Source organism: Massilibacteroides vaginae, from assembly GCF_900178525.1.
Taxonomy (GTDB): Bacteria; Bacteroidota; Bacteroidia; order Bacteroidales; family Tannerellaceae; genus Massilibacteroides; species Massilibacteroides vaginae.
In genome coordinates this window covers 1,111,891-1,124,007 of sequence record NZ_FXDJ01000009.1, presented here as the reverse complement: position 1 = coordinate 1,124,007, position 12,117 = coordinate 1,111,891, and the positions used below count along the sequence as shown (strand labels likewise).

The following is a 12,117-nucleotide window of genomic DNA, read 5'->3' as shown; positions in this document are numbered from 1 at the left end:
TATTTTTATTGTACAATCAGATATAAAATCATGGAAGTACATCCAAAAGTGAAAGGGTTAAAATATGACCGGAAGAGAAAAGAAAGAATATAATGATATGTTTTTTGTTTGCAGCCTGATTGAATATATAGGAAGAAAAACAAAAAATCATCGTAATGTGATTGTTAATGCCATTGGTAAAGACAAATTACAACATATATACGATTTGGCAGACATATATCACAGTGAGAACATAGACAAAATAACAGACGAGCTGGTGAACGATTATCAGATTGAACAAGGTGTATTTGATAATATTAGCGACGGACAGTATTTAATTCCTTCTCATTGGGATATTGGCAAAGTTTATATGCGACTAATTGTTGATATATGCAATAAGCAAAACAAGCAACCTATTGACACACTAATAGAAGTATATAACACTTGGCTTTCACGTAAAATTGAAGATTTCAATAGTAGTTTATATTACGAAAATCCAGCCTATCTGTATCAATCATATATTGAGGGAGAAGTACTGTAGAGGCCCCTCCCTTTTAAATTTTTTATTGGTTAAACTTATTCCTTTAAATCGTCCAGCTCATTCAAGTTTTGTTGAATTGTACGGATATTCCGGGCGTAAAGCCGTTTGTATCCCCATATAGTGATTAATGTCACCAGAACTAACAACGCGGTCATAAAAACCCAGTGCCAAGGTTTAGCGTAAAACCAATAGATCACTGTCATCGGGATTACACCTATTATTGTAAAAGGGATAAAATACTTTTTTTCAGAATGAATCCATAGGGAATACGTATTCGCTGTTCTTATATTTTCTTTTATAACTCCTATCTCATCTATTTTCATAAGTAAACCTATTTTCTTCAGTGTCCAAATTACAGCTGCAATATCAAACACAGCCCAATACCCTAATGTAAAACGGTATAATAAACTCTGGTTAACAAAAATAAGCCATCCGATAAGAGGCAGAACGAGAAGACAAACAATAACTCCAAAATATTCGTACCGAAGCAATGTATTTACCGATTTTTTCACCTTCGACCGGTACATTTCACGGATGATTATATCGCTAAGCTTTCCTTTCTGATCCAACTTTTCACCAAGCGCAAGCCAGGCATTTTTCATTTCTTCCAATTCCATGTTATTCTTTTTTAATTTTCCGACATTTTTTTGAGTTTCTCTTTGATACGCACCAACCTCACGCCTACATTCGTGGGTGTCAGACCGGTTATATCTGCAATTTCCTGATAAGAATGTTCGTCGAGATAAAGCAGTATAATAGCCTTCTCCAGTGAAGATAGACGACGGATCAGACGATACATTTCGCGAATAGTACCATCCATTTGATCTGTCTCCATTAAATGCGCGGTAAGAGCCGCGAGTGACACATGCTGAGGCCTCTTCATGTATTTCCTCAAGCCCGTGATACAGGTATTTAAAGCTACCTTATAAATCCAGGTAGAAGCGGCACACTCCTGTCTGAATCCGGCAAATGATCTCCAAAGATTACAAACTACGTCCTGATAAAGATCGGCTATAGGATTATCATCAGTCACATACACCGAGCAAACCTTGTATATGATTTTTTCATTATCCTGAATCAGCTTTACAAATTCATCATCTAAACTTATCTTCTCCATTCGATTGCGTTTTCTTTATTAGTCGAAGGTTTATCCGGATTATTACATTGAAAAAGAAGAAAAATCAAATAACGCTTATTTTTTTGTTTTCTCCCATAGTTAACTTCATTTTTATGCGAAGATATTCTACTATGACTTTTTCAATGATTTAAAGGTTGAAAAAAGACCAAAAGTATCACTTATCATAGATAAACTCTATCTTTAAAATTTGGTCATTTTGTCTATTTGCTATAATTTTGCACCCAGATAAGGATTTTTTTGACTTATATTCCAGCATTAGGGAAGAAGATAGGGGATATAAGTTGCCTTTTGTAAAGCCGTTTTTTACATACCCTAATAGTTTAAGTTCAAATTTAAATTATACGGATTATGACGAAAAGCAGATTTTTTCTCGTTCTTCTACTTATAGGTACAGCTTTCTGGGGAATTTCTTTTCCTGTTACGAAAGATAGTTTTTCTGTCCTTCATCCATACTCTTTTTTATTGTATCGTTTTATAATCGCAGCGGTTATATTAAACTTTATTTTCCACAAACAGCTTTCGGTTATTAGCAAACAGGGTATCAAATACGGAATTTTGGCAGGGATACCTTTAGGTCTCGCCATATTATTGCATACCGTTGGTCTGAAATATACGTCTTCTTCCAACGCCTCGTTTATTGCCGGGATAGAAGTATTGCTGATACCAATCTTCAAATTATTATTCTTCAGAAAGCCCGTTCAGCGCAAAATGTGGTTTGCTTGTATTGTGGCATTAGCCGGACTTTATATCATAGCCATGTCGTCATCAGAAGGCTTTGTGCTTGGTGATCTGTATGTTTTTGTCGGGTCCGTATTTTTCTCGTTTTATGTGCTACTTGTTAGTAAACTAAAGCATAAAACTGAAGCTTTTTCCTTTGTAATAGTGCAGTTATACACCTGTGCAGCGATGTATGGGATATTGACCATCACAACTTTAGGCCCCGGTGCGCTCCGTGTACCTATGCAAGAAGATATATGGACGTCATTACTGTTTACCGGAGTACTCGCTACTGCGTATATGTATTGTGTACAAAATATTGCCCAAAAACATATTGATGAAGAGAAAATAGCTTTGGCTTATTTGTGTGAACCCATTTTTGCAACTATAGCGGCTTATATTCTGATCAATGAAGAAATTACTCAAAGAACAATCATTGGAGGTATTTTAATTCTATTCGCAATGTTTATAGCCGAGGCTAATATGAGAAAAATGAAGCCTATACTGTTTTTGTATAAGACAGCAAAGCCCGACAGTCATTCGAGTAAAGTTACAGGTCAATCCGGAAACTAATTAGATTTCATTCATTACATACGTCTGTTGAAGCGCTTCAACAAACATTTTGAAGCGCTTTGTTTTGTTTGTTGAAGCGCTTCTGCAAACTAAACAAAGAGCCTCAATTTATATTTTCGTTCTGTTCCTTCAGTTTTATAATTACTGCCCGAAGCGGGAGGTATCTATCTTTTTTTGCTCACGGGCTTTATAGCCTCCGAATTTATAAGTGAATGAGAGCGTTACTGCTCTTGAATCCGACAGCATGTTCAGGTTCAGGTTTTGATTGGCATATCGCATTTTCAGATTGGGAGACCAGGTGTTAAACAAATCTGTACCTTTCAGTCTCAACTCGGCATTCTTTTTAGCGAAAGTCCATTTCACACCGGCATCTACCATCCACATTTTAGTTAAGTCCGCAGGTCCTTGAATATTGGGCGTAAGATAGGCACCGGATAGTTCTAATTGCAGGTTTGAAGCCAGCTTAACCGTGTTGTCTAAACGGGAATATAAAACCGGATTCTCATTGTCGAATGATACATCATGAAAATGGTTGCTCTTTGCCCGGTCATAAAATCCGTTCAGGGTTAAACGCGAGTCCAGACATTCAAACGGCTTAAAAGGGATCACTAAGTTGATTCCCACGGTTAATTTATGATCCCAATTCAATGTTTTGTAGATAAGCGCCAATCGTTCGGATGACTGATAAGGCAGCTGGGCAAAATAATCGTCCGAATAATTAGAATAAGCCGTCAAAATATATTTCCCTTTAAAGATATAACTCAACTGGGCAGAATAGTCTTTTGAGGGTCTTAGGTCACGATTTCCCTGTAACTCGGCATAGCCATTCATAAAACTTGTTGCGCCGTGCATCTCCCAATAACTCGGATAGGCTCTATCCGACGAAAGCGACAACTGAAGAATGTGTGAGGGAGAAAAGAGGTAGGTCGCTTCAAGCGCGGGAAAGAACACCCATTCGTTAAAATCGCCGTATTTGTAATACTCTCCCGTCAACGAAGCGGAAACAGATAGTTTTTCCGAGAAAGATTTATCAAAACCGGCATACAGGTTATAGGTATATTCTTTCAATGTATTATCCGTATCCAAACCAGACAGATCCTCACTACTACGGGATGTATAGAATTGTGAGCTATGGTCGGAAGCGTACGAAAATTTACCTCCATAGTTAAAATTCCAGGATTCAAGTGTGTGTGTTTGATCCACGTAGGCCGTGAGACGATCTATCTGTTGTTTAGAATAAGCCACAAAATCTTTTTTAGAGTCAATATAATCCTGTGCGGTATTGTCTTTATAAAATGTATAGTCGGCTCCAAAACTTGTTCCTCTTCCCGATTTATAGTGAACTCCTGCATTATGCATCTGTTCGGGATCAATCACTTTTTTCTTTGTATGCGTATCGGCAAAATCACCGGAAGAGACCTCTTGTCTGTTTAGTTTCGGTGTTAAACGAGTTGTATAAGCAAAACTCAACTCATCTTTCTCCGTGAAATTATAATTAAGACCTAAGCGTAGGTTATGAGATAACCAATTTCTAAACCCTACAGTCGATTGATTGATATCAAAGATCCGGTCGTTCAGCGTATGCCGGGAGAATAAATCCATTCCCGTTCTGTTTTTCGATTCAGTTATAGAATAGAGAAAATCCGCGGATAGTTTTTCGGAAGAGTAGAGCATAGTTGCTCCTAAAGAATAGCCCGCGTAATGCTTCTGCGTATAAGCAGAATTAATTTGTCCCTGCAGGTCGGGGATAATCGAGTTTCCTTTTGTAAGTACAAGATTGATCACAGCTCCACGAGTATGGTATTGTGGCGGCGCGCTATACATTACTTCGGCTGTTTTCAACCGCGATTGCGGCGTGTTTCGGAGCTGTTCGTAGAGTTGTTCGGCACTCATGGTTGACGGTTTTCCATTCAGAACCACAGTCAGACTGTTTGCGCCGGCTAATAGAATACGTCCGTCTTGTTCGCGAATGCCGGGCAACTGCAAGATCGATTCGTAAGCATTGCTAACCACTTTGTTTTCCAGCAAACGGGGCAAATCATAAGTAAGTTTTCCGTCATTCACTTTCACAATAGGCCTCTCCCCTTTTATCATAATATCCGGCAGATTGAGCATCGTAATCAGCGTATCCTGATCCCACGCCACGCTTTGCGTAATTCCTTCCTGTGCTTTTACAGAAGTAAACGTTGCTGCTAAAGCGATCATTATGTAGTATATTTTCTTCATATTCTTTATTATTTTCAGCAAATCTCGCCATTAAACGCATCGCTCTATGTTATCAGTTGCTTATGAAGTGTTATTTAGTCTTATCGTTTTGCGCTACTCTGACTATTACCCTCTATATTTGTCGAAAATAAAAAGATCTTCTTAATCCGGTTTATGGGAAATACATTTCGATATATAGTTACCGGTGTGCTGATGTTCTTGCTACTTATTTTCAGTTGGCAGGTGTATTGGCTCCATGGGCTGTATTTATCAATGGAGACCGATCTGAAAAGAGAACTGATAAGGTGCATAGAAACAGCCGATCAGACGGAACTTATTTACAGGTCTGATCTCATAGAAAGTAGAGAAGAGAAGAAAAATAATGAAAAATCAGTCGTAATTTCAGGAACAACAGATGAAGAAGGCACTCTTCTTTTCCAGAAAGAAGAACGGTTTATCGACAGAAGCAAAGAGCAAAACGACACAATAATAACAACAAGTGATTTAGCCTTAGACAATACAGAATCGTTCTTTGATTTGCTTCGTAAAAGTCTTAACGAATCAATCCATGACGCCATTGATAAAGAGGTAAGTATTGACCTACACCGGATAGACAGCATTCTCAAAAATACGCTGACAAAAAACAACGTCATCATAGAGCATTACTATTCAGAACTATACGACAACACGGCCGACAGTATCATCAGCACAACCTACACAGAGAAGCTGAAGCGTAAAGCTGCCGATAAACCGACTATTATTTATCCCATAGGGTCGAAAGGGTATCACAGCTACCGTATTTACATGGAGCCATTAACGCAAACAGTATTGATCCGCATGGGTGGTATATTGGTCACAACCCTACTCATCATCTTAATTCTCGCGTTTGCATTCTGGTATTTGATTCGAACCGTTTTAAATCTGAAAACGCTGGAAGAGATGAAAGACGATTTCACAAACAACATGACGCATGAATTGAAAACGCCAATTGCCGTTGCCTACTCGGCCACTGACGCATTGCTGAATTTCGATCTTTCCAATGACCAGGAAAAACGGAAAAAATACCTTCAAATATGCAAAGAGCAGCTCACCCGCTTGAGTAATCTGGTAGAACAGATTTTATCTATGAGCATAGAACAACGAAAATCGTTTGCCTTGCACCCGGAGGAAATACAGCTGAAGGGAATCATAAACGGGCTGATCGAACAACATAAACTGAAAGCAGCAAAACCGGTTAGTTTCAGCATAAATTACGCTACGGATGAGCTGACACTTTATGCAGACCGTACGCATCTGACTAATATGCTCAGTAATCTGATTGATAACGCGATTAAATACAGCAAACAAGAAACTCAGGTGATCATCGATATCCATAAACAAAATGGGATATTCAGCCTGAGTATAACGGATAACGGACAGGGCATTCCGGCAGACAAACAGGCGTATATCTTTGATAAATTCTATCGCGTACCGCATGGCAATCAGCACAATGTGAAAGGGTATGGGTTGGGACTGTTCTACGTGAAAGTTATGGCAGAGAAACATGGAGGAAACGTATCGGTTAAAAGCTCGCCCGGCAAAGGCACAACATTTACCCTACAAATTCCGACAGGAAAGGAGAACGTATGAAAACAGAAAAGATAAACGTACTTTTAGTAGAAGATGAAGCTACGCTGGCTATGATCATCCGCGATACGCTCGAAGAAACCGGTGTGTTTTCTATTTATATTACCGAAAATGGCGAAAAGGGATTGCGCCGCTTCTTTGAAGAGAAACCGGATATCATTGTAACCGATGTGATGATGCCCTTCATGGATGGTTTTGAGATGATACGGCGTATACGTCAGACAGATACACTAACACCTGTTATATTTCTTACTGCCCGTTCTGCCATAAAAGACGTTGTAGAAGGCTTTGAGTTGGGTGCAAACGACTACCTACGGAAACCCTTCGGAATGCAAGAGTTGATTGTACGCATTAAAGCGCTTGTGCGTAAATTGCCACCGGAGATAAAAGCCACGAGTTTATTTACTATCGGGGAGTATAAATTGGATACTATCGCTCAAAAACTTTATCATCGGCAAGACGAGGAAGAACTCTCCTACCGGGAAACGGAAATACTGAAAAGGCTTTGCCAGAATCTGAATCAAGTGGTTAATTCGCAGGATATACTACTCGAGTTATGGGGAGATGATAGTTTCTTCAACTCCCGAAGTTTGCATGTATTTATTACCAAATTACGCCATAAGCTGTCTAAAGACGAACGTATCCGGATTGTTAATATACGGGGAATCGGCTATAAGTTGACACTATAACTCTTACCTTTGCCGTTGGAATGCTCAAATTAGAAACACCAAACGGAGAAAAGAACGTGTTGCTGCATGCTTGTTGCGCACCTTGTTCATCGGCTATCATTGAATGTTTATTGCAGAATGATATTCGTCCTACCGTGTTTTATTATAATCCCAATATCTTTCCGAAAGAGGAATATGAAATACGCAAGGCGGAAAGTCTGCGCTACGTAAAGTCGCTGAACCTCGACTTTGTGGATGCCGACTACAATCATTCCGATTGGCGGGAACAGATCAGAGGGCTGGAAAATGAACCGGAACGTGGTCGTCGTTGTGTGAAATGCTTTATCATTCGCATGCTCGAAACGGCTCGTTATGCTTCGGAAAACGGATTTACCCTCTTTACCACTACCCTCGCCTCTTCGCGCTGGAAAAACTTAGCGGATATATTTGACGCCGGCCGATATGCCGCGAAACAATTTCCGGGCGTAGCGCTTTGGGAACAAAATTGGCGTAAAGGAGGACTAAGTGAACGCCGGTTAGAGATTATTTCGCAATATGATTTCTATAATCAACAGTATTGCGGCTGCGAATTTAGCTTTCGCAAATCCAAATAATCACCTATCTTTTCACTATATTTGTTTCTGTTTATCAGCAATATAGTTAAAATGGAGAAAATTAGAACAGGAATCGCTTCATACGGCATGTCCGGATCGGTATTTCATGCCCCTTTTATAGCCAATCACCCGGCATTCGAACTTTATGCCATTGTACAACGAAGCTCAGACAGCGCTCAAGAGAAATATCCGTGGGTAAAGATCATACGGTCGTACGAAGAATTGCTGGCAGATAAGTCTATTCAGCTTGTGGTAGTCAACACGCCGGACGTAACACATTACGAATTCGTTAAGCTTGCTTTGCTTGCCGGTAAACATGTTATTGTAGAAAAGCCATTTGTTTTTACCGTGCATGAAGGAGAAGAACTGATTGCCCTGGCAAAAAAACAAAACCGTATGCTCTGTGTTTATCAGAACAGGCGTTGGGATGGCGATTTCCTAACCGTAAAACAAGTGATCAACTCGGGTTCATTGGGCCAGGTGGTTGAATTTCAGTCTGCCTACCAGCGTTATCGCAACTACATACAACCGGGCACCTGGAAAGAAAAGGCCGATCATCGTGTAGGCCTCACGTATAATTTAGGCTCCCACATGATCGATCAGGCAGTAACACTTTTCGGTATTCCACAAGCGGTATATGCCGATATCGACAAATTGCGTGAAGGAACACAGGTAGACGATTATTACCACATACAACTACTCTATCCACAGGTAAAAGTAACACTCAGGGCAGGCTATCTGATGCGCGAAGAAACACCACGCTACTATATACACGGCACCAAAGGTTCTTTTGTTAAATATGGACTCGATCCGCAGGAAGAGGCGTTAAAAGCAGGCCTCCCTCCTACTTCACCCAACTGGGGTGCAGACGAGGAATCTACCTTCGGCATTCTGAATACCGAGCTGAACGATCTGCATTTCCGGGGCAAGATAGAAACGATCTCCGGCAACTATATGGCTTTTTATGAAGACGTATATCAATCCCTCAAATCAGGTAAGATGCCACAAGCGGACGCATCTGTCGTATTGCCGGTAATTCGTATTATTGAAGCGGCTTTTGAGAGTAATGAGAAGAAACGGGCAGTTACATTATAAATAACTTAACAAAAGATTGGTTATCTTTGCGCCCGTAAATCAGAGATATAACAAATTAATTATACTATAAATGGCATTACAATGCGGTATAGTAGGTCTTCCAAACGTTGGGAAATCTACTCTTTTTAATTGCCTCTCAAACGCGAAAGCGCAATCGGCAAACTTTCCTTTCTGTACAATCGAACCCAATGTTGGCGTAATTACCGTTCCTGATGAACGCCTTACTAAACTGGCTGAACTTATTAATCCACAACGCATAGTTCCTACAACGGTAGAGATTGTTGATATCGCCGGACTCGTTAAGGGAGCAAGCAAAGGAGAAGGACTGGGAAATAAATTCCTGGCTAATATCCGCGAAACCGACGCGATTTTGCATGTACTTCGTTGTTTTGACGATGAAAACATCGTTCACGTAGATGGAAATGTAAATCCTGTGCGCGATAAAGAGATTATTGATGCCGAACTTCAGATCAAAGACCTGGAAACGATCGATATGCGTATTTCTAAAGTGCAAAAACAAGCACAAACAGGAGGAGATAAGCAGGCGAAACAAACATACGATGTACTTGTAAAGTTCAAGGAAGCATTAGAACAAGGAAAAAGTGCCCGTACGGTTAGTTTTGAAACCAAAGACGATCAAAAAATAGCGCACGAACTATTCTTGCTAACCAATAAGCCGGTGCTTTATGTTTGCAACGTTGATGAAGCAAGTGCCGTAAATGGGAATAAATATGTAGAAGCCGTGCGTGACGCCATTAAGGAAGAAAATGCACAGATACTTGTTGTTGCCGCTAAGATAGAAAGCGAAATAGCTGAATTCGAAACTTACGAAGAGCGTCAGATGTTTCTTGGTGAAATAGGCCTGGAAGAATCCGGCGTAAACCGTCTGATCAAATCGGCCTACAAACTATTAAATCTTGAAACCTACCTGACGGCCGGCGTACAAGAAGTTCGTGCATGGACCTATCTGAAAGGCAGCAAAGCACCTCAATGCGCAGGAGTGATTCACACCGACTTTGAAAAAGGATTTATCCGCGCGGAAGTGATCAAATATGAAGATTTCATTAAATACGGCTCTGAAGCTGCCGTAAAAGAGGCCGGAAAAATGAGCGTGGAAGGAAAAGAATACATCGTACAAGATGGCGATATCATGCACTTCCGCTTTAATGTATAACTACAAATTTACCACATACAGCTAATGGAAAAGTCCGGGCATTACGTCCGGACTTTTTTTAGGCTTAAATTTCCATTTGAACACGCTGTTTGCTAAAAAATAAGTAGTTTTGTGTTTCATTGTTTACAGCAGCCAAAGACATGAAAAATCAACCACGATTTACTTTTATTCGAATTATTTTATTTACTCTCTTATGTCCTTTCGGAATTATAGCTCAAAAAGAGAATAACAGCCTGATTTCCGAATTAAATAAAGTAATCGATAAAAAACAATTCTATATAGATGCTAAGGAGCAGCGTATGCAGGCGCAAAAGCAATTGCTGGATATGAAGTATTTATCTCCTGAACAAGAGTTCGATATAAACGAACAACTGTACAACGAGTATAAAAAATATATATCCGATTCGGCAGTCAGCTATGTATTAAAAAATATTCAAATCGCAGAAAAATTAAACGATCCGGAAAGGAAAAATAGCTCTGAAATAGAATTGGCCTGGTTATATTCATCTCGCGGCTTATATTTTGAAGCAAAAGATTTATTGGAAGGGATTGACAGAAACGGGCTTAGCAACGATCTTTTAGCACGGTATTACGAAGTGTATGGCTCGTTTTGCAGCCATTACGGGCAAAGTAATGATAAGTTGGACTATTATCTGAAAAGCGAACATTACAGAGATTCTCTTCTTGCTCTTTTGGATGAGGAGTCCTACGAATACCGGCTGAATTCAGGGATTAAACTGGTATATCAAGGGCGTATGAACGAAGCGGAAACTGTTTTGAATAAATTATTTAGTGACATCCCGGAAGAAAGTCCTGAACAAGCTACTGTTTCTTATTTCTTAAGTTTGATCTACAAACAAACCGGTCAGTCAGGGCTACAGGAGAAGCATTTGCTGATATCGGCCATCGCTGATATAAAGAACGCTATCAAAGATAATGCTTCCCCACAAGAACTGGCGTTATTTTATTTTCATCAGGGCAATGTAGACAAGGCGTATCTTTTTATCGACCTGGCCATTAATGAGGCGCTATTTTGTAATTTGCGCTATCGGGCAATCGAGTCATCGTCTTTCTACCCGATTATCAACGCCTCGTATCAGGAAAAAGAGAGTAGAAGAAACGCTGATCTACAGCTTTTTTCTTTGCTTATCAGCATCTTGTCTGTACTTACGGTTTTAATAACTATTTATCTGTATGTACAGATGAAAAAGTTATCCCGGATTCGCCGGCAATTAAAAGACACCAACAAGGAACTGAGTTTGTTGAATACCAACCTCAATCAGGTAAACACAAGCTTATTGGACGCAAACCTTATCAAAGAAGAATACATTGGTCATTTCTTCGACCTTTGCTCATCGTATATCGACAAATTCGAAAGCTATAGGAAGGACCTGAATAAACTCGCGGCCAACAAAAAATTAGACGAATTATATGTTGCACTGAAATCAACTCACTTTGTTGATAACGAAGTAGAAGAGCTTTACAGAAACTTCGACTCTATTTTTCTGAACCTGTATCCTACATTTGTTGACGACTTTAACAACCTATTAATGCCCGAAGAGCGAATCACAGTAAAGCAAGGTGAGCTTTTGAATACTGAATTACGCATTTTCGCACTTATCCGCTTAGGCATTACTGATAGTGTAAAAATAGCGGCATTTCTACGGTATTCGCTTCGAACGGTGTATAACTACAGAACAAAAATGAGAAATAAAGCTGCCGGTGCTCGTGACGATTTTGAGAAAAGAGTAGCCGGAATTGCTGCAATTACTTCAGTACAATAGTAA

Annotated in this window: 11 protein-coding genes; 8 read left to right on the top strand and 3 right to left on the bottom strand. The window is 39.7% G+C overall.

Annotated elements, in window-relative coordinates:
• Nucleotides 1-64 precede the first annotated feature (64 nt).
• Nucleotides 65-520 (top strand): hypothetical protein, encoded by a 456-nt coding sequence (locus B9Y81_RS13110; RefSeq protein WP_085537356.1) that lies wholly within the window; start codon nt 65-67, stop codon nt 518-520.
• Between the two features lie 35 nt (nt 521-555).
• On the opposite strand, the gene B9Y81_RS13105 is transcribed toward B9Y81_RS13110, so the two are convergent.
• Both B9Y81_RS13105 and B9Y81_RS13100 read right to left on the bottom strand, forming a co-directional pair.
• Nucleotides 556-1,137, bottom strand: a complete 582-nt coding sequence (locus B9Y81_RS13105) for a hypothetical protein (RefSeq protein WP_085537355.1) — start codon at nt 1,135-1,137, stop codon at nt 556-558.
• Nucleotides 1,138-1,148: 11 nt separating this feature from the next.
• Nucleotides 1,149-1,637, bottom strand: coding sequence for an RNA polymerase sigma factor (locus B9Y81_RS13100; RefSeq protein WP_085537354.1), 489 nt, complete (start codon nt 1,635-1,637; stop codon nt 1,149-1,151).
• Nucleotides 1,638-2,006: 369 nt separating this feature from the next.
• On the opposite strand from B9Y81_RS13100, the gene B9Y81_RS13095 reads away from it, so the two are divergent.
• Entirely contained in the window at nt 2,007-2,948 is a 942-nt protein-coding gene (locus tag B9Y81_RS13095) for a DMT family transporter (RefSeq protein ID WP_085537353.1), read from the top strand.
• A gap of 141 nt (nt 2,949-3,089) precedes the next feature.
• On the opposite strand, the gene B9Y81_RS13090 is transcribed toward B9Y81_RS13095, so the two are convergent.
• Entirely contained in the window at nt 3,090-5,174 is a 2,085-nt protein-coding gene (locus tag B9Y81_RS13090) for an outer membrane beta-barrel family protein (protein WP_085537352.1), read from the bottom strand.
• A 153-nt stretch (nt 5,175-5,327) separates the two neighbouring features.
• Between B9Y81_RS13090 and B9Y81_RS13085 the strand changes: the two genes are divergently transcribed.
• The 6 genes from B9Y81_RS13085 to B9Y81_RS13060 all read left to right on the top strand — a co-directional run bounded on the left by B9Y81_RS13085 (nt 5,328) and on the right by B9Y81_RS13060 (nt 12,114).
• Nucleotides 5,328-6,782, top strand: a complete 1,455-nt coding sequence (locus B9Y81_RS13085; protein WP_085537351.1) for a sensor histidine kinase — start codon at nt 5,328-5,330, stop codon at nt 6,780-6,782.
• A complete protein-coding gene (locus B9Y81_RS13080) occupies nt 6,779-7,468 on the top strand; it encodes a response regulator transcription factor (protein ID WP_085537350.1) in 690 nt (229 codons plus the stop codon). Before B9Y81_RS13085 ends, B9Y81_RS13080 begins: the two co-directional genes overlap by 4 nt.
• Nucleotides 7,469-7,488: 20 nt before the next feature.
• Nucleotides 7,489-8,061 carry an epoxyqueuosine reductase QueH gene (locus B9Y81_RS13075; protein WP_085537349.1) on the top strand — a complete coding sequence of 191 codons (573 nt, stop codon included), beginning with the start codon at nt 7,489-7,491 and terminating at the stop codon, nt 8,059-8,061.
• A gap of 51 nt (nt 8,062-8,112) precedes the next feature.
• The gene (locus B9Y81_RS13070; RefSeq protein ID WP_085537785.1) at nt 8,113-9,156 is read left to right on the top strand and encodes an oxidoreductase; all 1,044 of its coding nucleotides are present in this window, start codon (nt 8,113-8,115) and stop codon (nt 9,154-9,156) included.
• Between the two features lie 70 nt (nt 9,157-9,226).
• Entirely contained in the window at nt 9,227-10,330 is a 1,104-nt protein-coding gene (gene ychF, locus B9Y81_RS13065) for a redox-regulated ATPase YchF (RefSeq protein WP_085537348.1), read from the top strand.
• A gap of 140 nt (nt 10,331-10,470) precedes the next feature.
• Nucleotides 10,471-12,114 carry a DUF6377 domain-containing protein gene (locus B9Y81_RS13060; RefSeq protein WP_085537784.1) on the top strand — a complete coding sequence of 548 codons (1,644 nt, stop codon included), beginning with the start codon at nt 10,471-10,473 and terminating at the stop codon, nt 12,112-12,114.
• Nucleotides 12,115-12,117 lie beyond the last annotated feature (3 nt).